At 59.4% G+C, this 23,746-nt stretch carries 20 protein-coding genes; 12 read left to right on the top strand and 8 right to left on the bottom strand.

Annotated features, from left to right (window positions below):
* Positions 1 to 16 precede the first annotated feature (16 nt).
* Both gorA and galU read right to left on the bottom strand, forming a co-directional pair.
* Positions 17 to 1,375, bottom strand: a complete 1,359-nt coding sequence (gene gorA / locus QRN50_RS08300) for a glutathione-disulfide reductase (RefSeq protein ID WP_003400696.1) — start codon at positions 1,373 to 1,375, stop codon at positions 17 to 19.
* 101 nt (positions 1,376 to 1,476) lie between these two features.
* Positions 1,477 to 2,316, bottom strand: a complete 840-nt coding sequence (gene galU / locus QRN50_RS08295) for a UTP--glucose-1-phosphate uridylyltransferase GalU (protein ID WP_003364457.1) — start codon at positions 2,314 to 2,316, stop codon at positions 1,477 to 1,479.
* 372 nt (positions 2,317 to 2,688) lie between these two features.
* On the opposite strand from galU, the gene QRN50_RS08290 reads away from it, so the two are divergent.
* Positions 2,689 to 2,970 (top strand): hypothetical protein, encoded by a 282-nt coding sequence (locus tag QRN50_RS08290; RefSeq protein WP_003400694.1) that lies wholly within the window; start codon positions 2,689 to 2,691, stop codon positions 2,968 to 2,970.
* 55 nt (positions 2,971 to 3,025) lie between these two features.
* On the opposite strand, the gene QRN50_RS08285 is transcribed toward QRN50_RS08290, so the two are convergent.
* On the bottom strand, positions 3,026 to 3,379 hold the full coding sequence (locus tag QRN50_RS08285; RefSeq protein ID WP_003400692.1) for a hypothetical protein: 354 nt from the start codon (positions 3,377 to 3,379) through the stop codon (positions 3,026 to 3,028).
* Between the two features lie 167 nt (positions 3,380 to 3,546).
* On the opposite strand from QRN50_RS08285, the gene QRN50_RS08280 reads away from it, so the two are divergent.
* From QRN50_RS08280 to alkB, 3 genes are read left to right on the top strand one after another with little or no spacing between them, the layout of a single operon-like run.
* Positions 3,547 to 3,852: a DUF1883 domain-containing protein gene (locus tag QRN50_RS08280; RefSeq protein WP_003364463.1), complete on the top strand. Its 306-nt coding sequence runs from the start codon at positions 3,547 to 3,549 to the stop codon at positions 3,850 to 3,852.
* Between the two features lie 14 nt (positions 3,853 to 3,866).
* A complete protein-coding gene (locus tag QRN50_RS08275; RefSeq protein WP_003400691.1) occupies positions 3,867 to 4,049 on the top strand; it encodes a hypothetical protein in 183 nt (60 codons plus the stop codon).
* Between the two features lie 24 nt (positions 4,050 to 4,073).
* Positions 4,074 to 4,760: a DNA oxidative demethylase AlkB gene (alkB, locus tag QRN50_RS08270; RefSeq protein WP_011268133.1), complete on the top strand. Its 687-nt coding sequence runs from the start codon at positions 4,074 to 4,076 to the stop codon at positions 4,758 to 4,760.
* Here alkB and QRN50_RS08265 read toward each other — a convergent pair whose 3' ends face one another.
* Genes QRN50_RS08265 through gnd form a run of 4 tightly spaced genes read right to left on the bottom strand, consistent with a single transcriptional unit; the run spans position 4,761 to position 9,938 of the window.
* On the bottom strand, positions 4,761 to 6,578 hold the full coding sequence (locus tag QRN50_RS08265; protein WP_096126520.1) for a glycoside hydrolase family 15 protein: 1,818 nt from the start codon (positions 6,576 to 6,578) through the stop codon (positions 4,761 to 4,763). It abuts the gene before it with no gap.
* 51 nt (positions 6,579 to 6,629) lie between these two features.
* Positions 6,630 to 7,439: a Cof-type HAD-IIB family hydrolase gene (locus QRN50_RS08260; RefSeq protein WP_011268135.1), complete on the bottom strand. Its 810-nt coding sequence runs from the start codon at positions 7,437 to 7,439 to the stop codon at positions 6,630 to 6,632.
* The gene (gene zwf / locus QRN50_RS08255) at positions 7,432 to 8,964 is read right to left on the bottom strand and encodes a glucose-6-phosphate dehydrogenase (RefSeq protein WP_024641511.1); all 1,533 of its coding nucleotides are present in this window, start codon (positions 8,962 to 8,964) and stop codon (positions 7,432 to 7,434) included. The genes QRN50_RS08260 and zwf overlap by 8 nt, the downstream gene beginning before the upstream one ends.
* Complete coding sequence (gnd, locus tag QRN50_RS08250; RefSeq protein WP_096126521.1) at positions 8,964 to 9,938, bottom strand: phosphogluconate dehydrogenase (NAD(+)-dependent, decarboxylating); 975 nt, start codon at positions 9,936 to 9,938, stop codon at positions 8,964 to 8,966. The genes zwf and gnd overlap by 1 nt, the downstream gene beginning before the upstream one ends.
* A gap of 312 nt (positions 9,939 to 10,250) precedes the next feature.
* On the opposite strand from gnd, the gene QRN50_RS08245 reads away from it, so the two are divergent.
* Positions 10,251 to 10,424, top strand: a complete 174-nt coding sequence (locus QRN50_RS08245; protein ID WP_003400675.1) for a DUF6026 family protein — start codon at positions 10,251 to 10,253, stop codon at positions 10,422 to 10,424.
* A 160-nt stretch (positions 10,425 to 10,584) separates the two neighbouring features.
* Here QRN50_RS08245 and QRN50_RS08240 read toward each other — a convergent pair whose 3' ends face one another.
* Positions 10,585 to 11,076, bottom strand: a complete 492-nt coding sequence (locus QRN50_RS08240; RefSeq protein WP_003400653.1) for a GNAT family N-acetyltransferase — start codon at positions 11,074 to 11,076, stop codon at positions 10,585 to 10,587.
* Positions 11,077 to 11,692: 616 nt separating this feature from the next.
* On the opposite strand from QRN50_RS08240, the gene glgA reads away from it, so the two are divergent.
* From glgA to QRN50_RS08205, 7 genes are all read left to right on the top strand, one after another.
* Positions 11,693 to 13,291: a glycogen synthase GlgA gene (gene glgA, locus QRN50_RS08235; RefSeq protein ID WP_011268137.1), complete on the top strand. Its 1,599-nt coding sequence runs from the start codon at positions 11,693 to 11,695 to the stop codon at positions 13,289 to 13,291.
* A 16-nt stretch (positions 13,292 to 13,307) separates the two neighbouring features.
* Positions 13,308 to 15,122: a malto-oligosyltrehalose trehalohydrolase gene (treZ, locus tag QRN50_RS08230; protein WP_024639557.1), complete on the top strand. Its 1,815-nt coding sequence runs from the start codon at positions 13,308 to 13,310 to the stop codon at positions 15,120 to 15,122.
* The gene (malQ, locus tag QRN50_RS08225) at positions 15,112 to 17,190 is read left to right on the top strand and encodes a 4-alpha-glucanotransferase (protein WP_096126522.1); all 2,079 of its coding nucleotides are present in this window, start codon (positions 15,112 to 15,114) and stop codon (positions 17,188 to 17,190) included. Before treZ ends, malQ begins: the two co-directional genes overlap by 11 nt.
* Positions 17,187 to 19,970 carry a malto-oligosyltrehalose synthase gene (locus QRN50_RS08220; RefSeq protein WP_096126523.1) on the top strand — a complete coding sequence of 928 codons (2,784 nt, stop codon included), beginning with the start codon at positions 17,187 to 17,189 and terminating at the stop codon, positions 19,968 to 19,970. Before malQ ends, QRN50_RS08220 begins: the two co-directional genes overlap by 4 nt.
* A 17-nt stretch (positions 19,971 to 19,987) precedes the next feature.
* Positions 19,988 to 20,389, top strand: coding sequence for a DUF2934 domain-containing protein (locus tag QRN50_RS08215; RefSeq protein ID WP_011268141.1), 402 nt, complete (start codon positions 19,988 to 19,990; stop codon positions 20,387 to 20,389).
* Between the two features lie 156 nt (positions 20,390 to 20,545).
* Positions 20,546 to 22,729: a glycogen debranching protein GlgX gene (glgX, locus tag QRN50_RS08210; RefSeq protein WP_011268142.1), complete on the top strand. Its 2,184-nt coding sequence runs from the start codon at positions 20,546 to 20,548 to the stop codon at positions 22,727 to 22,729.
* Positions 22,726 to 23,739 carry an acyl-CoA dehydrogenase family protein gene (locus QRN50_RS08205; RefSeq protein ID WP_024639561.1) on the top strand — a complete coding sequence of 338 codons (1,014 nt, stop codon included), beginning with the start codon at positions 22,726 to 22,728 and terminating at the stop codon, positions 23,737 to 23,739. The genes glgX and QRN50_RS08205 overlap by 4 nt, the downstream gene beginning before the upstream one ends.
* Positions 23,740 to 23,746 lie beyond the last annotated feature (7 nt).

Genomic DNA, 23,746 nt, shown 5'->3' with positions numbered 1-23,746 from the left:
CCGGGCGCTGCGTGACTTAACGTTTGACAGGCGTGCGCATGGTGACGAACTCTTCTGCTGCGGTCGGGTGCACCCCGATAGTATCGTCGAATACCTGCTTGGTCGCGCCAGCCTTGATGGCAATGGCCAGGCTCTGGACGATTTCGCCAGCATCCGGCCCCACCATATGGCAGCCCAGCACGCGGTCGGTTTTCGCATCGACGACCAGCTTCATCAATGTGCGCTCCTGATCATCGGTCAGGGTCAGCTTCATTGGCCTGAAACGGCTTTCGAAAATCTGCACGTCGTGACCGGCCTTGATTGCATCTTCTTCGGTCAGACCGACAGTACCGATGTTCGGCAGACTGAAAACCGCCGTCGGGATGTGATTGTAGTCTACCGGGCGATACTGCTCGGGCTTGAACAGTCGACGCGCGACCGCCATGCCTTCAGCCAGCGCGACCGGGGTCAGCTGCACACCTCCGATGACGTCGCCGATGGCCAGAATGGAAGGCTCGCTGCTCTGGTAATGCTCATCGACCTTGATGTAACCGTGCTCGTCCAGCTTGACGTCGACACTGTCCAGACCGAGGTTGTCGAGCATCGGCCGACGCCCTGTTGCGTAGAACACGCAATCGGTTTCGAGTGTGCCGCCGCCTTTCATGGACAACAGCAGACTGCCGTCGGCCTGCTTGTCGATGCGCTCGATATCGCTGTTGAAGCGAATCGTCATGTCACGCTTGAGCAGCTCTTCGTGAAGATGGGTACGAACACCGCCATCAAAGCCACGCAGAAACAGCTCGCGGCGGTAGACCAGCGTGGTGTCGGCGCCGAGCCCGTTGAAAATCGAGGCGAACTCCACCGCGATGTAGCCGCCACCCACAACGACGACACGCTTGGGCAAGGTTTTGAGGTAGAACGCCTCGTTGGAGGTGATCGCGTGCTCGCGTCCCGGCACGTCAGGCACCTGCGGCCAGCCGCCGGTGGCAACCAGAATGCGCTCGGCACTGTAGGTCTGACCGTTGATTTCGACCTGTTGCGGACTGGTCAATCTTGCATGCCCTTCGAGCAGCGTCACGCCGCTGTCGACCAGCAACTTGCGATAGATGCCATTGAGGCGATTGATCTCACGATCCTTGTTGGCGATCAGCGTCGCCCAATCGAATTCGGCTTCACCCAGCGACCAGCCAAAGCCCTTGGCATGATCGAAATCCTCGGAAAAATGCGCTCCGTACACCAGCAACTTCTTGGGAACGCACCCGACGTTGACGCAGGTTCCACCTAGATAACGGCTTTCGGCCACGGCTACCCGCGCACCAAAACCGGCAGCAAAACGTGCTGCCCTGACACCGCCCGAACCGGCGCCAATTACAAACAGATCAAAATCGAAGGCCATTGCTATCTCCTGGGCAGAGTTACAGCATAACCGCACGGCGGCTATTCAGAAATGAAAAAGCCACCCGGAGGTGGCGTTTTCACAGCATCGTCATTCAGGTATCAATGAGCTTTGCCGGTCTTGTAGAAGTGCTCGAAGCAGAAGTTGGTAGCCTGGATGTAACCCTCAGCACCACCGCAGTCGAAACGCTCACCCTTGAACTTGTACGCAAGCACATTGCCTTCGGCAGCCTGCTTCATCAAGGCGTCGGTGATCTGGATTTCACCGCCCTTGCCCGGCTCGGTCTGCTCGATTTTCTCGAAGATGTCCGGAGTCAGGATGTAGCGGCCGATGATCGCCAGGTTGGACGGCGCATCTTCAGGCTTCGGCTTTTCAACCATGTTGGTCACGCGGAACAGGCCTGGCTTGATCTCTTCGCCAGCGATCACGCCATACTTGTTGGTTTCCTGCGGATCGACTTCCTGGATGGCGATGATCGAGCAGCCATAATGCTTGTGCAGCTTGACCATCTGCGCCAGCACGCCATCACCCTCAGGGTTGACGCACAGGTCATCCGCCAGAACCACGGCGAACGCTTCGTTGCCGATCAGCGGGCGACCGCTGAGAATCGCATGGCCCAGGCCCTTCATTTCGGTCTGACGGGTGTACGAGAAGCTGCATTCGTCGATCAGCTTTCGAATACCGACCAGGTACTTTTCCTTGTCAGTACCCTTGATCTGGTGCTCGAGCTCGTAGCTGATGTCGAAGTGGTCTTCAAGAGCGCGCTTGCCACGACCGGTCACGATGGAAATTTCGGTCAGGCCTGCAGCGAGGGCTTCCTCAACACCGTATTGGATCAGTGGCTTGTTGACCACCGGCAGCATTTCCTTGGGCATGGCCTTGGTCGCTGGCAGGAAGCGAGTGCCGTAACCGGCTGCTGGGAACAAGCATTTCTTGATCATAAAAGTCCTTGGTAAGGGCTGTTGGTGTTAACGGCGCAGTCTAATGATGAGGCAGTCACCTTACAATGCTGCCTTTGGCCGTCCGATGCCATGATAGAGGAATACTCGTACAGATAGTTCCGCACTTTCTGGATATTGCCTGTACATAAATGCAGCGCAGAACACCATTAAACGACCCTCAGGGCCAGCACAGCAGGCTCGGAATGCCTTTCCGGACGGCTGCAGCATTTACATCAGGCTTCGTGAATGGCAAGGCGGCGACAAGCGGGAAGCAGGCAGTTTATGATGCAAAACATGGCGGAACGATGGCACCTATTACCAGTCCAACGCTCGCATTTGTTAATTCCCTGGCCTTATCTCGAAGCGAAAAACATGATCAGAATTTTGTCCATTATTGCTGTGCTGGGCCTTACCGGCTGCGCAACCGCCTCCAACACCTACCTGAAAAACGGCAAACAGGGCTTGAGCATCGACTGCTCCGGCGAGGCGATGTCCTGGGCAAGCTGCTACGAAAAAGCGGATGCGTCCTGCGCAGGCACAGGCTATGAAATTGTTGGCACAGATGGCACCCCACAGCCTGCCGAAAGCGACAAGACGCTGGGCGTGGACGTTGGCAACTACAAAAGCCGCAGCGTGCTGGTGGTCTGCAAATAATCAGGTCTGCCGCCCTGCCCACCGCGGGCAGGGCCAGCTGGCCGAGCCTGACCGATCAGCCTGAAATGCACGCTTCGGCAGCGTTCTGCACATCCCTGAAACGGATGGGCACATTGGCAAGTCGTTCGTAGACCTTGATCGTACTTCCGCCCGAGCGGCTCTCGATATCCACTACTGCTGCGGGTGACTTGCTGAGTTTCTGCGCGACGATGACCCGCAGGCCGTCATGGCGAGGCTCGATCAGAGGCGGCTTGCGACTGCTGCTGATCTTGCCAGCGAAGCAATCGGCGTATTCCTGAGGATTCTTGCCCGACATCACGTTCATGGTGGGGGGTGTATGCTCAATGTCGTTCACTGTGGCACAGCCAGTGATTGCCAGAGCCAGGACTACTACAGCAGCCAGTTTCATACAAAGCCTCCAAATAAAGGTCCTACGACAAGCCTCAACGCAATTAAATCCCGACTGAGGCATTTTTTCCCGGAAACACGGCAAATTAATACTCACCGACGTCAAATTGCGGGCGTCGCATGCTATCGTTTTGATTTTTCAGAAAAACCCCCATTTCGGAGCCCGTCATGAAATTCGTACACCAGCGTGAGCATCTCAACGAGGACGATCTTGTCGTCATCGAGTGCTCTCAGACCTGCAATATTCGCCTGATGAACGATGCGAATTTTCGCAGTTTCAAAAATGGTGGTCGGCACACCTATCATGGCGGTGCGTTTGACAGATTTCCGGCCAAGATCGCCGCGCCAAGCACCGGTTTCTGGAACATCACCATCGATACCGCAGGGCGCAAGGCAGATACCAATGCCGGACGCAAACTGCCCTTTACTCACAAGATCAAGATCGTCCGGCGCTCGACCTCTCGCCTGGGATGATGCAAGGAGTCACCGTGAACAATCCAGCCCCGCGCACGACCAAATTTGCTGTCAGCTACAAGCTCAATGGCGAACGCCGCTTCGAATTCGCCCAGCTGCAATCGGCATCCACCGAAGAAGCCGAGGCCGCCTTGAAGAAGATGCACGGCGAGAGCAACGACCTTATTACCGAGGTCAAGGTCAGCAAGGCTCTCTGATACTTACCGGAGCTCGATCCGATCATGCAACGCAAAGGTGACACTCCCGCCACTCTGGACCTGTTCGCGGACCAGACGGCCCAGCCTCGCAGCGATGAGCGGATCGGGCCCGGGTCATGGCTGTTCAGAGGCTTTGCACTGCCGGCCATGCCGCAGCTGCTGCCTGCCCTTGAAGAGACACTGGGCCTCTCCCCGTTCCGGCACATGCAGACCCCCAGCGGTCTGAGCATGTCTGCAGCACTGAGCAGTTGCGGACAACTGGGCTGGATAACCGACCGCCACGGTTACCGGTACAGCGCGACCGACCCACAAACAGGACAGGCCTGGCCGACGATGCCGGACGTATTCATGCAGCTGGCGCAGGATGCCGCACTGGCAGCCGGCTATGCCGGGTTCGTGCCTGATGCCTGCCTGATCAATCGCTATATTCCGGGCGCCAAGATGTCCCTGCATCAGGACCGAGACGAATACGACCATCGCTGGCCAGTGGTCTCCGTATCACTGGGCATACCGGCCATCTTTCAGTTCGGCGGCCTGCTGCGCGGCGACAAGACTCAACGCATCTCCCTATTTCATGGCGACGTGGTGGTCTGGGGTGGCGAGGACAGATTGCGTTTCCACGGCATTTTGCCCATCAAGCAGGCCGAGCATCCGCAGCTGGGTGAGCAACGGATCAACCTGACCTTCCGCAAGGCTGGCCGCGACAGCTGATCAGGCCTCTTCAAGCACACCGGAAGTACGGGCCAGCGCCGGGCATACTGCCCGGTGCAGGTTCAGTGCAGTATTGATGATGCCGATGTGGCTGAACGCCTGAGGGAAATTGCCCAGCATGCGCCCACCCTTCGGATCGTACTGCTCGGCCAGCAGGCCAACGTCATTGCACAAACCGCACAACCGTTCGAACAGCTGCGCGGCATCATCAGCCCGGCCGAGCAAGACATAGGCATCGGCCAGCCAGAACGAACAGACCAGAAACGTCCCTTCACGACCGGCAACACCATCGACACTGCGCTCGTTGTCGTAACGCAACAGCAGACCATCCTGCATCAGCGTGCGCTCGATCTGTGCGACGGTGCCGATAACGCGTGGGTCTTCCGGCGCGAGAAAACCGGTCAGCACAATCTGCAGCAGGCTCGCGTCCACCTCTGTCGAGCCATAGGTCTGCACGAAACTGCCAAGCTCGGCATCGAAACCGTGGCGACAGACATCGGCATGAATTTCGTCCGCCACCTTCCGGTAATGCGTCGCCAGCGCACGATCCTCATCGCTCTCGGCAGCCTGGGCGATCTGCGTAGCGTTACGGTCAAAAGCCACCCAGGCCATGACTTTCGAATGAGTAAAGTGGCGCGGCTCGGAGCGTATCTCCCAGATGCCCGCATCCGGCAGGTGCCAGATCTTCTCCAGATAAGGCATGACCACCTTGGAAATCGCCACGCTGCGCGGATGCTGCGCCATACCGCCGCGCAGCGCCTGGATCATCGCATCGGCCACTTCGCCATAGACATCCAGTTGAACCTGCGTCGCCGCACCATTGCCGACACGCACCGGCAGCGAGTGTTCGTAGCCACTCAGCCAGGGCAACTCGTATTCCTGCAGACGCCGCTCGCCGCCTACGCCGTACATGATCTGGATCTGTTCCGGGTTACCGGCAACCGAGCGCAGCAACCAGTCCCGCCAGGCCTGAGCTTCCTCGAAATAGCCCAGATTCATGAACGCCAGAAGGGTCATGGTGGCGTCGCGCAACCAGCAATAGCGGTAATCCCAATTGCGCTCGCCACCCAACTGTTCGGGCAATGAGGTGGTCACGGCCGCAACGATGCCGCCAGTAGGCGCATAGGTCATGGCTTTCAGCGTAATCAGCGAGCGCTTTACCTGCGCCGTCCACGGCCCGACGTCAGGGCAGCGATCAGAAAACTCGCGCCAATAGGCTGCGGTGGTTTCCAAGGCCTGGTCGGCATCGATCTGATCGAGCAAGGGCGCAAAGGATGCCTGATAGGCCAGCGTGAAGACCTTGCGCTCGCCTTCATCGACGTGAAAACGGCTGGCCGTGTGATGATCATGTGGGTGCAGGGCCACGGGGCTGCGCAAAACCAGCATTTCCGGCCCGGCGACTGCTGTCAGCGTATGAGCATCCTTGCGCTCGACCCAGGGCACGCTGCTGCCATAATCGAAACGGATGGCGAGATCCACAGCGAATTCGACCCGACCGGACAGCCCGACCACCATGCGCACCACGTGGCCGGAGGTCTTCATGGGCATGAAATCGATCAGCATGGCGCGACCGTCACGGGTTTCGAAAACCGTTTCGAGAATCAGCGTGCCGTCGCGATAACGACGCTCGACAGCGATAACCTCGGCGGTTGGCGCGATCTTCCAGCGGCCGTGCTCATCACCGCCCAGCAGCGCGGCGAAACAGGCCGTCGAGTCGAAGCGGGGGAAACACAACCAGTCCAGCGAACCATCACGGGCGACCAGCGCCGCCGTCTCGCAGTTGCCCAGCAATGCGTAGTCTTCGATCAGTGCAGCCATTCAGAAATGCCCGTCGTGATGATGATTCGTTAACTTGGGAACACCGTTCGGTCAGGCGCTCAGAATGTAACGCTCGATGGCGTTGGCCACTCCGTCCTGCTCATTGCTATCAGTAACATGATCAGCCTGTCCCTTGACTGTCTGCTCGCCCTGCCCCATCGCAATCGACAAGCCTGCCTTGTGGAACATCGCCACGTCGTTACCGCCGTCGCCTATGGCCGCCGTACGCGACAGGTCGACGCCCAGATAGTCCGCCAGCGCGACCAGAGCGGAACCCTTGTTGGCCTCCAGCGCAGTCACATCCAGGTAGTATTTTTGCGAACGGGCCGCCAGCGCGAGCCCTTCGATCTGCGGATTGAGCTGCGCCTCAAGGGTCTTGAGCAACTCGAAATCGGCGCTGGCCGCGACGATCTTGTCGACGCGATCCAGATACGGCTCGAAACTCTCAACCTGAACATAGCCATAGCCCAGTGCACGGAGCTCATGATCGACGTAATCGGCGTGAGGATCGAGCAGCAGCCACTGATCATCGGCAAACACCCAGATGGCAACGTTCTGCCCGGCAAACAACTCCAGACAAATGCGAACGGCGCGCGGGTCAATGCGATGAGCAACCAGCAGGCTGCCATCAGGATGGGTGATGGTGCCGCCATTGAACGCCACGGTGGGCAGATCCACACTCAACGCTTCGATTACCTGGCGCATGGCCCTGGGCGGCCGACTGCTGGCCAGCGTGAAGTGAACGCCGGCATTACGCAGGCGCTTGACGGCGTCGATATTGGCTTGGCTAAGGCTGTGATCACGGCGCAGTAACGTGCCGTCGATGTCGGACAACAGGAACTGTACAGGCAGTTCAGACATTCAATTCTCTCCATTCCCGACCGTCACGACTCAGCAGCTCTTCACCCGCTTGCGGGCCATCCTTGCCAGCCTCGTAAAGCTGCACTTGCGGCTGCGCGGCCCAGGCATCGAGGAACGGCTGCACGGCACGCCAGCCGTTCTCGATGTTGTCGGCACGCTGGAAGAGCGTCTGATCACCGGTCAGGCAGTCATAAATGAGGGTTTCGTACCCGGTAGAGGGCTGCATCTCGAAGAAATCCTTGTAGGCGAAGCCCAACGCGATATCTTCCATCTCCAGTTTCGGGCCTGGACGCTTGGCAAACAGGTCGAACCACATGCCTTCGTTAGGCTGGATCTGGATCCGCAGGTAGTTGGGCTTGAGCCGGTCGACCTCGGTATCGCGGAACTGCGCGTACGGAGCAGGCTTGAAGCAAATGGCGATTTCGGTGCTGCGTGCGCTCATACGCTTGCCGGTGCGCAGGTAGAACGGCACACCCACCCAGCGCCAGTTGTCGACCATGACCTTCAGTGCAACGTAGGTCTCGGTGCTGCTGTCCGGCTCCACGCGATCTTCCTGACGATAACCGACGACCTGCCTGTCGCCCATCACGCCCTTCGCGTACTGGCCACGCACCGAATTGGCCAGGGCTTCCTCCTGGCTCCAGGGCCGGATCGCGCCGACCACCTTGGCTTTCTCACCGCGAACGGCATCGGCACCGAAAGCGGCAGGCGGCTCCATCGCCACCATCGCCAGCAGCTGGAACAGGTGATTGGGCACCATGTCACGCAAGGCACCGGTGTGCTCGTAAAAGCTGCCACGGGTTTCAACGCCTACGGTTTCCGCCGCCGTGATCTGTACGTGATCGATGTAGTGATTGTTCCAGAACGACTCGAACAGGCCATTGGAGAAACGGCTGACCAGAATGTTCTGCACCGTCTCCTTGCCCAGGTAATGGTCGATCCGGTAAATCTGCTTCTCGCTCATGACCTTGAGCAGGCAGCCATTGAGCTCGACCGCACTGGCCAGATCGGAGCCGAACGGCTTTTCGATCACGACACGACGAAACGCGTCTTCGGTTTCCTGCAGCAAACCTGACGAGCCCAGGCGCTGGGCGACCTCACTGAAAAACCGCGGCGCGGTGGCCAGATAGAACACCGCGTTCGCGGTGCCGGTGCTCTCGATCTTGCTGGCGATGTCCTGATAGGTGGAATCGTCGAGGAAGTCGCCCTGCACGTAACTGATGCGCTCGGCCAGCTTGCTCCACAACGCAGGATCGAGCGGATCCTTGCCGCCGCCGGCAACCTTGCCGGCGGCTTCATCACGAATGAAGTTCTCGAGCTTTTTCGCAAAATCGGCATCGCTGATCGCATTGTGATCGACGCCGACAATATGCAGCCCTTCATCCACCAGACCGTCGCGTGACAGGTTGTAAAGCGCCGGCATCAACAGGCGCTTGACCAGGTCGCCATGGGCACCGAACAGAAACAGCGTCGTGGGTGGGGCTACCTCGGTTTTTTGCTCGGCACTGCCACGCGACAGGCCCATTACTTGGGTTCCTTGTGGCCACCAAATCCAAAGCGCATGGCGGACAGCATCTTGTCTGCGTACGAGCTTGTCTGGCGGGAACGGAAACGCGCAAACAGGGCGCTGGACAGCACAGGAACCGGAACCGCCTGCTCGATGGCCGCTTCGATGGTCCAGCGACCCTCACCGCTGTCGGCAACCGAACCGGAGAATGCATCCAGGTGAGGGTCGGTGGCCAGGGCGTCGGCGGTCAGGTCCAGCAGCCAGGACGACACCACACTGCCACGACGCCAGACTTCGGCAATATCCGCCGTGTTCAGGTCAAAACGCTGCTCAGGCGGCAGGAGTTCGGAGTTTTTCTGCTTGAGAAGATCGAAGCCTTCGGCGAACGCCTGCATCATTCCGTATTCGATGCCGTTGTGGATCATCTTCACGAAATGCCCGGAACCCGCAGGGCCGGAGTGGATATAGCCACGTTCGGCACGATCATCGGTCGAGGTGCGGTCACGGGTGCGCTCGATCGAGCCGAGGCCTGGAGCCAGTGTCGCGAACAGCGGATCGAGACGCTCGACGACGGCGGCCTCGCCTCCGATCATCATGCAGTAGCCACGTTCGAGACCCCAGACGCCGCCTGATGTGCCGACATCGACGTAATGCAGGCCCTTTTCAGTCAATTCCTGAGCGCGCCGGATGTCGTCCTTGTAGAAGGTATTCCCGCCATCGATGATCACGTCATCGGCGTCGAGCAATTGGCTGAGGGTCTGAATGGTGTCTTCGGTCGGCGCACCGGCCGGGAGCATCACCCAGACAGCACGGGGCCTGGCGAGCGCACCGACCAGTTCCTTCAGGTCTGCGACCGCAGTCGAACCGTCATTGGCCAGGGCGTTGCGCGATGCTTCATCACGGTCGTACACCACAGTCGTGTGACCATTCAGCATCAGACGGCGTGCGATGTTGCCGCCCATACGGCCCAGTCCAATAATCCCAAGTTGCATGAAGGTGCTCCTTAAATCGTAAAAAGGTGCCTCGTTTGCCGTCCAGCGCATCGACGGTTGCGAGCATGCTGATTAGTCAAGCGAGGCGGAACGTCGGTTCCCTTGGAGAAGATGAAGACGCGAGCGCCCCCCTGTGGTGCATTTTGTCGCGATTAATAAACATTCGCGACAATTAAAAATAAAAAAGTTCCAAAATCATGCAAAAGAAATCAAAATCGATGCCGATAGAGAGGGTAAGCAGCGGCGGTCAGGGATTGAAAGTCATTGCCACGGACCTCTCTGAGGTTGAATCCGCCATTTGCGAGGTGAGCAATGGGCACTGTACTACCAGCACTTGCACCACAAACCCTGTACGTCACTATCCGTCGTGATGAACTGCGCACATTAAAAGAAGAGCGCGAGCAGTTGCAGAAAAAAGTGGCTCATTTGAGCTCGATGCTGCAGCAATCGCAGTTATCCGCCCCCGGCAAGATGCTTCAAGCCTGACCGCAACTGTATCATTCTTCAAAACGCCTCAGGGCAAGTCCGATAATCCGGCTTGCCCACCTGACCTGCCCTTCTGTTGGTCCCCGCCATCTGTTCCGTCTTCCGACCCGTTCGGCCTGCACCTGAACGATCAAAAAAGCCACCCTGGCGACTCGGCTCTCTACAGTGCCTTCTGCCAGAACATGGCACGCCCTGTTTCAGGGCTCAACTGATAGTTGTCGAAACCGAGCTTTCTGTACGCACCCTGTGCGACCTCATTGCCTTCCAGAACCTCAAGCGTCAGCTTGCAGCAGCCACGCTGGCGTGCAATCTCCTCGACCTTGAGCAACATTTTCTGGCTGATACCGAGGCCACGGTATTGCGAGAGCACCGCGACGTCATGAATGTTGACCAGTGGACGACACGCAAAGGTTGAAAACCCCTCGAAGCAGTTGACCAGCCCCACCGGCTCTCCCGAAATGAATGCCAGAACGCTGAACGCATACGGACGCTTCGCGAGTTCGATTGCCAACTGCTGACGGGTGTCGTTCGACAGAGGCCGTCCTGCACCCATGGCATCCATCGAATACTCGTTCAAAACGAACCCGATCGCATCCGCGTGCACAGGATTGGTGTAACTCGCTTGCAGTACCAGTACCTCGGGGGCTTCCATTTCCATCCTCGTCAATTCGATCAGAGTGATTCAGTGAAATCAGTCAAAGGGTAATGCCTCAGGCCAGCGTCAAGGCCGGGACTTGTGGCCTGATTCTATCCTGCCCTGCGCCAAAATGTTCCAGCGAAGATGTAGGGATTTTCTCATCGCGCCCGAAGATTGACCGCTACACGCCCCGGGAAAAGGCGTTCTGCACCGTTGCTGCCCATCACAGCCCGACACCAGCGCTATTTAGTGATGAAAACCAAGCGCCTGGGCGCGATTGTCCAACGATCCGACGGCCGGTAACGCCCCCTCGGAACGTAGAAAAAAGCGGTAAAAAAGCGCAGCGACAGCCGGGCTGCCACCTGCAGCCTGCCACCACACGGGGCGTCGAAGCCTGTGCCAGACATTCGCAAATAAAAAAGTCGAAACTTCTCCAAAACCGCCGGGTCAGCTGATTAGAGCATCTATGCTATTGGCTGACATCCGGTAATGGCGACATCACACCGCTTTGTCACTATGCATGGTCCAAACGGGTATCGATCTTGCGTAGTGCACGTATGTGTACCCGGCCATAGGAAATGGCCAATAAAAATCAAGTGATGCACCAAGACTGTTTTAAGGGGAAAAATTGATGATTAGCGCCGCTGTGAAAACCCAGAAGGGAGAGAGTTTTAACCAGCCTGTCGGCGAGCTGACTCATCTGCCTGTGTTCTCTACCAAGAGCGTTCCTGTGTTGCAAATGCCAACGTCGACTGTCCAGCCTCAGCCGACCATGTCCCAGGTCAACAGACGCAAAGTGTTGTTCGTGACCTCCGAACTGGCCGATCTGGTGAAAACCGGTGGGCTGGGCGATGTGTCTGCCGCACTGCCGCGAGCCATGCGTCACCTGCACGACGTTCGAGTACTGATTCCAGGTTATCCGCAGGTCATTAACAGCGGTAATCCGATCCATATCATCAGCCAGCTGGGCGGGCATGCAGCACTGCCACCTTGCAAGGTCGGTCGCATGGACATGAAAGATGGCCTGGTGATCTACGTGCTGATCTGCCCGGAGCTTTACGAGCGCGAAGGCACCCCTTACGCCGACAGCAACGGTCGCGACTGGTCTGATAACCATATTCGTTTTGCCCGCCTGGGCCTGGCAGCCGCCGAGTTCGCCGCCGGCGAAGTAAAGAGCCAGTGGTGCCCCGAGCTGGTTCACGCCCATGACTGGCCAGCCGGCCTGGCGCCTGCGTACATGCGCTGGCGCGGGCAGTCCACGCCCAGCATCTTCACTGTTCACAACCTAGCCTATCAAGGCACGGTAAGCACAGCCTCGAGCCGTGAGCTGGGTATCCCGGACTCCGCCATTACCCCTGAGGGCATGGAGTTCTACGGCCAGCTGTCGTTCATCAAGGCGGGTATGGCGTTCGCCAGCCACATCACCACCGTCAGCGCCACCTACGCTCGGGAAATCACCACCCCGGAGTTCGGCTGCGGCCTGGAAGGCTTCCTGCAAAGCAAGGCCAACAAGGGCCAGCTCAGCGGCATCCCCAACGGCATTGACGAAAGCTGGGATGCGGCCACCGACGAACACCTGATCTGCCACTTTGCGCCCAACGAATGGACGCGCAAGGAAATCAACGCTGACTATGTGCGTGAGCTGTTCGAACTGGACGCCTCGACCGGGCCGCTATTCGCGGTGGTATCGCGCCTTGTGTATCAGAAAGGTCTTGACCTGACGATCGGCGTCGCCGAGCACATCGTCAACAATGGCGGGCAGATCGCAATCATCGGCCGCGGTGAACCGGAGGAAGAAGAGGCCATGCGCGAGTTGGCTGCCCGCTTCCCCGGACGTGTCGGCGTGCGCATCGGCTTCAACGAAACCGACGCACGACGCATGTTCGCCGGCAGCGATTTCCTGCTGATGCCGTCCCGCTATGAGCCGTGCGGGCTTAGCCAGATGTACGCGCAACGCTTCGGCTCGTTGCCTGTCGCACGCAATACCGGCGGCCTGGCCGATACGATCGAAGACGGTGTCACTGGCTTCCTGTTCAATGAATCGACAGTCGAAAGCTACACCCAGGCACTGGATCGCGCCTTCCAGGTCTTCGCCCATCCGGAGCTGCTCAACGCCATGCGCTGCCGTGCCATGGCGGCTCCCTTCAACTGGCATCAGGCAGTAGAGCCCTACGCAGATCTCTATCGCGACCTGTTGAAGAAAAACGTGAGCGTTTCCAGCAACTACTAGGTTAAGGATTTAATGGATGCCACTGCGTACAGACGATAACTGGCGCCACGGCGCCGTTTTGTTGGACCCTGAACACACCCGGTTTGCCCTCTGGGCACCGGATGCCTCATTCGTGAATGTCGAACTGCAGGATGGCCAGTCACTGGCCATGCTGCCGCAGTCCGACGGCTGGTTCGTACTTGAGGCCCGCTGCAAGGCGGGTACCCGCTACCGCTTCAGGATCGACCACGAGCTGGACGTTCCTGATCCCGCCTCCCGGGCACAGGTTGATGATGTTCACTCTGAAAGCCTCGTAGTCGACCCTCACGCTTATTCATGGCAGAACACTGCATGGAACGGTCGTCCATGGCATGAAGCAGTGATCTATGAGCTGCACGTGGGCGCCATGGGTGGCTACGCCGGGGTGGAAAAGCACCTGCCGCGACTTGCCCGACTGGGCGTTACCGCGATCGAGCTGATGCCGCTTGCGCAGTTCCCCGGTGATCGCAACTGGGGCTACGATGGCGTTCTGCATTATGCTCCGCAATCGTCCTACGGCACGCCTGAACAGCTCAAGCACCTGATCGACACCGCTCACGGTCTTGGCCTGATGGTTATCCTGGACGTGGTGTACAACCACTTCGGCCCGGACGGCAACTATCTGGGCAGTTATGCCAAGGAGTTTTTCCGCAGCGACCTGCACACCCCGTGGGGCGATGCGATCGACTTCAGACGTCCGCAGGTGCGCGACTTTTTTGTCGACAATGCCCTGATGTGGCTCCTTGAGTACCGCTTCGACGGCCTGCGCATGGACGCTGTTCACGCCATTCGCGACAAGACCTTCCTGCCGGAGTTCGCGGAGCGGGTTCGTAGCCGCATTGAACCCGGCAGACACGTGTGGCTGAACCTGGAGAACGAGTTCAACCAGGCCAGCCTTCTGGAAAAAGGTTTCGATGCACAGTGGGACGACGACGGGCACAACACCCTCCACGTGCTGCTGACCGGTGAAACCGACGCCTACTATTCCGACTTCGCCAAAGAGCCGACGCAAAAACTTGCGCGCCTGCTCAGCGAGGGGTTTGTCTATCAAGGCGAACCGACGCGCCACGGGCATACGCGAGGCGAGCCAAGTGCGCACCTGCCGCCGTCGGCTTTTGTGTTGTTTCTGCAGAACCATGATCAGATCGGCAACCGCGCACTCGGTGAACGCTTGCCGCAACTCTGTGCGCCTGCGGCATTGAAAGCCGCCACCGCCCTGCTGCTGCTTTCACCGATGATTCCGCTGATGTTCATGGGCGATGAATGGGCGGCCAGCGAGCCGTTTCTGTTCTTCACCAGCCACCACGGCGAACTGGCCGATGCGGTACGCGAGGGACGTCGCAAGGAGTTCGCTGATTTCGCCGCGTTCGCCGACCCGGAAAAGCGCGAGCACATTCCTGATCCGAACGACATCAAGACGTTCGAAGCCTCACGCCCGGCATTTTCCGCGGTCGATCTCGACACCGACATAGGTCAGGATCATCGCAGCTGGCTGCAGTTCTACACGCAGTTGCTGGCTTTACGGCACCAGGAAATCATGCCACGCCTGCAGGGCGCACGCTTCCTGAGTACCGATATTCTCGGCGACAAGGCGGTCAGCGCGCGCTGGACGCTGGGCGATGGCAGCGAACTGCGTATCGACCTCAATCTCAGCGAGCATGCGGTCGATGCGCCGCCACAAACGGGTGCCCGCGAGATATTCTCCAGCGCCGAAAAATCGTCCGAACTTTCCCCACCCGGCACCCTCAATGCTTACACGGCCATTGTCAGCCTGAAAGCGAGTGATGTTCTGGAGGAACAGGATGAACAATGAGCAACTGGAGAGGCTTGCGACCGAGGCAGGATTGTCGGTGCACTGGGTCGATGCCAACGCTCGGCCGCAGACCGTCAGCCCCGATGTGCTGCGCAAGGTACTGGAGGCGCTGGGCTATCCTGCTGAAAACGGCGAGGCTATCGATGCCAGCCTGCTGCGCCTGCAAAAAGCCAGTCACGGTGCCAGTGCCCCGCCACTGCTGACGGTTGATGTGGAAAGCAACCTGGACCTGTCTCAGTGGTTTGCTCCACAAACGCCATTCACGCTACACCTCGAAGACGGTTCTTCGCTGGATGCCAGACTCACCTCGAATGCAGAGCTCCCGGCACTGGCCCCGCCCGGCTATCAACAGCTGGAAATTGCCGGCCAGCACCTGACCATCGCGGTCGCGCCGAAAACCTGCTTCAGCATGGCAATGGCTACCGATACCTCGAAGCCGCACGGCTGGGGGTTGACCGCTCAGCTTTACAGCTTGCGCCGCGAAGGTGATGGCGGCTTTGGTGACACAGAAGCACTGGAGAAGGTCTTGCGCTCTGCTGGCGAGCGAGGTGCCGACGCATTGGGTATCAGCCCGATCCACGCCATGTTCGCCAACGACCCTCACCGTTACAGCCCTTATTCCCCTTCCAGCAGGCTGTTCCTCAACAGTCTGTATGCGTCGCCGGGTGCGATTCTCGGTGAAAGTGCGTGGCGTCAGGCAATCGAAGACGCGCGTGTCGGCGAAGAGATGAAGCGTCTTGAAACACAGACGCTGATCGACTGGCCAGCTGCCGCCAACGCCAAATGGAAAGCGCTTCACGCGCTTTACGAAGGCTTCATTGCGGGTGATCACCCGCTGCACGAAGACTTCAACAGCTTCCGCCACAGCGGTGGCGAAGCGCTGGAAAATCACTGCCGCTTCGAGGCGCTGTGTGCCGAGTCCGAAACGCTGAACATCGGCAACAACTGGCATGAATGGCCGGAGCAGTTCAAAGACCCTCGCAGTGACGCAGTCGCAGAATTTGCCAAAAGCCATAGCGAGCAAATCAGCTTTCACGCGTTCGCCCAATGGCTCATAGCCCGTGGTCTCGAACGCGCACAGGTTGCAGCACGCAGCAGCGGCATGCGCGTCGGCCTGATTGCCGACCTGGCCGTGGGTGCCGACGGTGCCGGAAGCCAGGCCTGGAGCCGCCAGGACGAGTTGCTGTCGGCCCTGACCGTCGGCGCCCCCCCTGACATTCTCAACCGTGCCGGCCAGAGCTGGGGGATTTCCGCGTTTTCGCCGGACGGCCTCAAGCGTAATGGTTTTCGTGCGTTCATCGAGATGCTGCGGGCCAACTTTGCCCATGCCGGCGGGTTGCGTATCGACCATGTCATGGGCTTGCAGCGTCTCTGGGTCATCCCGCAAGGGGCACCTCCCAGCGAAGGCGCTTACTTGAATTTCCCGCTGGATGACATGCTTCGCCTGCTGAGTCTGGAATCCTGGCGACACAAGGCGATCGTGCTGGGTGAAGACCTCGGTACGGTGCCAGAAGGCCTGAGCGAAAAACTCAGCGCCAGAGCGATTCTCGGCATGCGCGTACTGCTGTTCGAACAGAACAATGGTCAGTTCAAGCCGATTCTCGACTGGTCGGATCAAGCGCTGGCGACCACCAGTACCCACGATCTGCCCACTCTCGCAGGCTGGCTCAGCGAACTGGATATCGAATGGAATGCCCGTCTTGGCCACATTGACGAACAGCATGAATCGCAGTGGCGCGAAGAGCGCACGCGGGAATATGAAAGCCTGCGACGTGCCTTGAGCCAGAATATCGACAGTCTGCCCTCCGAGACTGAAGACCCGGCCCAGATCATCGACGCGAGCATCAGCTACCTGGGTCATACACGTGCGCCACTGGTACTGCTGCCGATAGAAGACGCGCTGGGTGTCGAGGAGCAGGCCAACCTGCCCGGCACCATTGACAGTCACCCCAACTGGCGCAGACGTCTTCCCGGCGATGCGGCCTCTCTGCTTGATAACCCGAATGCTGCTCGACGACTGGAATTACTCTCCCGATCCCGGCTGCAGGCTACGGAGCGTGATCAATGACCCGTCCATTACAACCGTTGCGTGCCACCCAGCGCCTGCAATTCCACAAGGATTTCACCCTCGACGACGCCGTACCGCTGGTGCCCTACTTCGCCAGTCTGGGTATCAGCCACCTCTACGCGTCGCCACTGCTCAAAGCGCGTGCCGGCTCGATGCACGGCTATGACGTGGTCGACCCTACGGTGATCAACCCGGAACTGGGCGGCGAACCTGCCCTGCTGCGCCTGGTCGAGACCTTGCGCGAGCACGGCATGGGCCTGATTCTCGACATCGTGTCCAACCATATGGCAGTCGGCGGTGCCGACAATCCATGGTGGCTGGACCTGCTGGAATGGGGCCGTCGCAGCCCGTATGCAGAGTTCTTCGACATTCAGTGGAATTCGCCCGACCCGCTGCTGGAGGGCCAATTGTTGCTGCCATTCCTGAGCAGCGACTACGGCACGGTATTGCAGGCTGGCGAAATCCCGCTGCGTTTCGATGCCGAGCGCGGTTCGTTCTACATCGAACACTACCAGCATCATTTTCCGATCTGCCCACTGACCTACGACTCGCTGTTGCAGACCGTGGATCAGCCGCAACTGAAGGACATGGCCCAGCGTTTCAACGCACTGGCGCAGTTCCCGCAAGCCTATGAGCGCGCACGCCAGGCCAGGGCCGAGTTGGCCGGACTGGCCAAGGACCCGCAGGTACTCAAGGGTATCGAGCAGATCCTCGCGCATTTCGATTCCAGCAAGCCCGAAGGCTTCCAGCGCCTGCACCAGTTGCTGGAGCGCCAGCACTATCGTCTGGCCAGCTGGCGCACCGCCGGGGATGACATCAACTGGCGGCGTTTCTTCGACATTAACGAGCTGGGCGGCCTGCGTGTCGAGCGGCCACAGGTATTCGAGGCCACTCACGGGAAAATATTTCAGCTGATTGCCGACGGCCTGGTCGACGGGCTGCGTATCGATCACATCGATGGACTGGCCGACCCGCGCGGCTACGGTCGCAAGCTGCATCGTCGGGTCAAAGGCCTGCTCAAGCTGCGCCCCGAGCATGCGCAGATCGATCATCTGCCGATCTTCGTCGAGAAAATCCTCGGCCCCGACGAGCCGCTGCGTGAAGACTGGAGCGTTGACGGCACGACAGGTTACGAGTTCATGAACCAGGTGTCATTGCTGCAGCATGACCCTAAGGGCGAAGAGCCTCTGGGTGAGCTGTGGAGCCGCCTGACAGAACGTACCGCTGACTTCGATCAGGAAGTGCTGGTGGCCCGTGATCTGGTCTTGCACGGCACGCTGGCGGGCGATTTCGAGAACGTTGCCCAATCGTTGCTGCAGGTTGCTCGCAGTGATTTGATGAGCCGCGACCTCACTCTGGGTGCGATTCGCCGTGCCCTGCTCGCCTTGATCGTCAACTTCCCGATTTATCGCACCTATATCTCGGTGTGCGGCCGCTCGGCGCAGGACGACAAATATTTCCAGCAGGCAATGGAAGGCGCGCGCGCGACCCTGAACGAAGGCGACTGGCAGGTGCTGGATTATCTGGCACGCTGGCTGGGTGGCGAACCGTGGCGAAAACTGCCACGCGGCCCGCTGCGCAAGCTCTACAAGAATGCCTGCGTACGCTTCCAGCAACTGACCTCCCCGGTTGCCGCCAAGTCCGTCGAGGACACCTCGTTCTACCGCTCTGCCGTGCTGCTGTCGCGCAATGATGTGGGTTTCCATCCTCAGCACTTCAGTGCGCCGGTGGAAGACTTCCATCAGGTCTGCTTGGAGCGTCTGGAGAAGTTTCCAGACAACCTGCTAACCACCGCAACACACGATCACAAGCGTGGCGAAGATACGCGTACGCGCCTTGCAGTCCTGAGCGAGTGCGCCCCGTGGTACGCCGAACAGGTAGAGCGCTGGAGACAGTTGGCAATGCCACTCAAGGGTGAGGAGCCGACGATCAGCGCGGGCGACGAACTGATGCTTTATCAGGCCCTGCTGGGCAGCTGGCCGCTGAGCCTGGAAGGCGAACAAGCCCACCAGGAATACGCCAAGCGCATGGTGCAGTGGCAAGAGAAGGCCCTGCGCGAAGCCAAGCTGCAAAGTAGCTGGAGTGCACCGAATCAGCCCTACGAAACCGCTTGCCGCGAATTTCTGGAGCGTTTGCTGCTGGCACCGGAAGCCCTGGCGTTGCGCCAATCCCTTAGCGCGACAGCCAACCGTATTGGCACCGCCGGCGCGCTCAACAGTCTGGCGCAAACCTTGCTACGCTTGAGCGTACCCGGTGTTCCCGACTTGTATCAGGGCACCGAGTTCTGGGACTTCAGCCTCGTGGATCCGGACAATCGCCGCCCGGTTGACTACGCTGCCCGGAAACAGGCCCTGGCGGAAGACGCAAGCGTTACCGACCTGCTGACCGACTGGAAAGACGGGCGCATCAAGCAGGCACTGATCGCGAAGGTCTTGAACCTGCGTGCCGAACATCCGGGACTGTTCAGCGAGGGCAGTTATCAACCTCTGGAAATAAAGGGCAGCCACGCCGAACAGGTGATGGCCTTTGCCCGGGAGACACACGGAGTGCGCGCTATCATCGTAGTACCACGCACATGCAGTGAACTATTGGGTACTGCGCAAACTCCATTGATTAATGCTGCCAATTGGGGCGACACGCGGATCATGCTGCCGTTTGCCGACTCCGGTTCTGACTGGAAGGGACTCTTTTCTGACGTTGTCGTGACGAGTGATCGGGAAGTACCGCTCAGTGCAGCGCTTGAAAGATTTTCCGTCAATTTGCTTATTCAAACTATGTAATAGCTGGGAGTCTCAAGATGAGTGCCGACGAAAAAAGAATTCGCGAATTTGCTTACCAAATCTGGGAATCGGAGGGTAAACCTTCCGGTCACGACGAGCGTCACTGGGAAATGGCGCGCAAGCTGGCCGAGGCCGAAGCGCTGGCACCGAACAAGTCCGGTGTGCGCAAATCGACCAAGCCCAAGCTGCCTGAGGTAGACAGCGCCAAGGCGCCTGCCAAGGGCGCAGCCAAGCCCGCTGCAAAATCGGCGCCTGCGCCAAAGCCTGCTGGTGAAGCCAAGCCCAAGCCTGCACCCAAGGCGGCTGCCAAACCTGCTCCCAAGGCCAAGCCCGCTGCAGCCGCTGCAACCGACGCTCCTGCCAAAGAGGCGCCCGCCAAACCTGCTCCCAAGAAACCGCGCAAGCCGTCGAATTCTTGAAACTCTTCTGGCCGCGCACCGGTCAATTATTGCAGGTCTCGCTCTGACCAGAGATGAGGCCTGCTACACCCCCTTAGATTATCGTCAGTATCGGAGCCCGCGGCTTCGATAGCGGCCTTGGCCGCTCAGAAAATCATTCGACGTCAGGAAGTCACCATGAATACGAAGTCCACTACACCGGCAGAAGATAATTCAGCCCCGCTAGACAACCCTGGCAGTACCCCGTCTCGCATTCGTGAAGGACTTCCCTTTCCTCTCGGTGCAAGCTGGGATGGCCTGGGCGTCAACTTCGCCCTGTTCTCGGCAAACGCCACCAAGGTAGAGCTGTGCCTGTTCGACTCCACTGGCGAAATCGAACTGGAACGCATCGAACTTCCGGAATACACCGACGAGATTTACCACGGCTATCTGCCGGATGCGCACCCGGGCCAGATCTACGGCTATCGCGTGTACGGCCCGTACGATCCGAAGAATGGTCATCGTTTCAACCACAACAAGCTGCTGATCGACCCGTACGCCAAGCAACTGGTCGGCGAGCTGAAGTGGTCGGAAGCGCTGTTCGGTTACACCATCGGCCATCCTGACGGCGACCTGAGCTTCGACGAGCGCGACAGCGCCCCTTTCGTACCGAAAAGCAAGGTGATCGATGAGGCCTACACCTGGGGCCGTGATCAGCGCGTTGGCACGCCTTGGGACAAAACGATTTTCTACGAAACCCACGTACGCGGCATCACCATGCGTCACCCTGAGGTGGCCGAAGAGCTGCGCGGCACGTTTGCCGGTCTCGGATCAGCGCCGGTCGTCGAGCACATTCGCAAGCTGGGTGTGACCTCCGTCGAGCTGCTGCCGATTCATGCCTTCGTCAACGACCAGCATTTGCTGCAAAAGGGCATGACCAACTATTGGGGCTACAACAGCATCGCGTTCTTCGCCCCGGACCCGCGTTACCTGGCAAGCGGCAAGATTGCCGAGTTCAAGGAAATGGTTGCGCACCTGCACCACGCCGGGCTCGAGGTCATCCTCGATGTGGTCTACAACCACACCGCTGAAGGCAACGAGTTGGGCCCTACCCTGTCGATGCGCGGTATCGACAACGCCTCGTACTACCGCCTGATGCCGGACGACAAGCGCTACTACATCAACGACTCGGGCACCGGCAACACCCTCGACCTGAGCCACCCTTGCGTATTGCAAATGGTCACCGACTCGCTGCGCTACTGGGCTTCGGAAATGCACGTCGACGGCTTCCGCTTCGACCTGGCGACCATTCTGGGCCGCTACCACGATGGTTTCGACGAGCGCCACAGCTTCCTGGTCGCCTGCCGTCAAGATCCGGTGCTGCGTCAGGTCAAACTGGTCGCCGAGCCGTGGGACTGCGGTCCGGGCGGCTACCAGGTGGGCGGTTTCCCACCAGGCTGGATGGAATGGAACGACAAGTTCCGCGATACGGTTCGTGCCTTCTGGAAAGGCGACGAAGCTCAACTGGCCGACTTCGCTGCACGCATGACCGCGTCCGGCAACATGTTCAACCAGCGCGGCCGTCGTCCGCAGGCATCCGTGAACTTCATCACTGCGCACGATGGTTTTACGCTGCATGACCTGGTGTCGTACAACGACAAGCACAACGAAGCTAACGACGAAAACAACCAGGATGGCAGCAACAACAACCTGTCCTGGAACCATGGCGTCGAAGGTCCGACCGAAGATCCGGAAATCAACAGCCTGCGTCTGCGCCAGATGCGTAACTTCTTCGCCACCCTGCTGCTGGCACAAGGCACGCCGATGATTGTTGCGGGCGACGAGTTCGCGCGCACTCAGCACGGCAACAACAATGCCTACTGCCAGGACAGCGAGATTGGCTGGATCAACTGGGATCTGGACGAAGATGGCGAAGCGCTGCTCAAGTTCGTCACCCGCGTGATCAAGCTGCGTCAGACCTACCCGATCCTGCGTCGCAGCCGCTTCCTGGTAGGCGACTACAACGAAGAGATCGGCGTCAAGGACGTCACCTGGCTTGCTCCGGATGGCAACGAGATGAGTGTCGAGCAATGGCACGATGCCAATGGCCGTTGCCTGGGCATGCTGATGGATGGTCGCGCACAGGAAACCGGTATCCGTCGCGCGGGTGCCGACGCCACGCTGTTGCTGGTGGTCAACGCGCATCACGACGGCGTCAATTTCACCCTGCCGGAAGTGCCTGAAGGTACCCATTACGAGTGCCTGATCGACACCAATCAGGATGATGCACGCAGCAAGGAGCACTTTGCGTTCGGTTCGCAATACACCGTAACGCCGCGTTCCCTGCTGCTGTTTGAACTGAAGCGTGAAGACCAGCAATGATTGATGCCTTGAGTGAGTTCCTCGACTGGCGCAAGCACGGTTATGCCGATACGCGTGCGCTGGGCGAGTGCTTACAGGCATTGGTCAATGAAGGTCTGGATCAGCTTCCCCTGCCTGCCCGCGGTCAGACACTTGAGCGCTGGCGGGCGCTGGCCTGCGTTGCAGGCCACGACCTGGGGTTGTGCAAGTTGTACGAGGGGCACACAGACGCCTTGGCAATCATGGCCGAACTGGGTGCCCCGCCCCCCGAACAATTCAGCACCTGGGGCATGTGGGCGGCAGAGCCGCCACAGGCACGGGTGAATATCAGCGGCGCAGGTGATGCCTTGCGCCTGCACGGCCGCAAGGCATGGTGCTCAGGCGCTTCGGCGTTGAGCCACGCATTGATCACGGCATGGGACGTCGATCATCACCAGCAGCTGGTTGCAGTACGCCTTGACCAGCCCGGCGTACACATGACCAGCGACGGTTGGCGCGCAGTGGGCATGGGTGCGACCGGCAGCATTGATGTGGTCTTCGACAACGCCATCGGTCAAGCGATCGGTGCGCCGGGTGGCTATCTCGACAGACCTGGCTTCTGGCAGGGCGGCATCGGCATTGCGGCCTGCTGGTACGGCGCATCCCGCGCCATTGCGCAGCGCCTCCTTTCACATGTCGCCAAGCGCGAAGAGCCGCACGCCCTCGCGCACCTCGGCGCTGCGGACGTAGCGCTGCATGCCGCAATCGATGTGTTGCGCGCCGCTGCCACGCACCTGGATCAGGCCCCGACCGATAATGCCGAAGTGCTTGCCAGACGCTGCCGTGCTTATGTCGAGCAAGCCGCCGATCTGGTGATCCAGCATGTGGGCCGGGCCGTCGGCGCCGGGCCTTATTGCAAGGACCCGCACTTTGCCCGGCTGATCACCGACCTGCCGGTTTTCCTGCGTCAGAGCCACGCCGAACAGGACCTGGCCGCATTGGGCCAGTTGTCCGGCAAGGCGTTGCCCGCTGCACGCACGTGGTCACTATGAGAGCGTA

Source organism: Pseudomonas sp. MEJ108, from assembly GCF_030208985.1.
In the GTDB taxonomy this organism is placed as follows: Bacteria; Pseudomonadota; Gammaproteobacteria; order Pseudomonadales; family Pseudomonadaceae; genus Aquipseudomonas; species Aquipseudomonas fragariae.
Note: the sequence above shows the minus strand (reverse complement) of the source record. Positions and strands in the feature narration are given on the sequence as shown.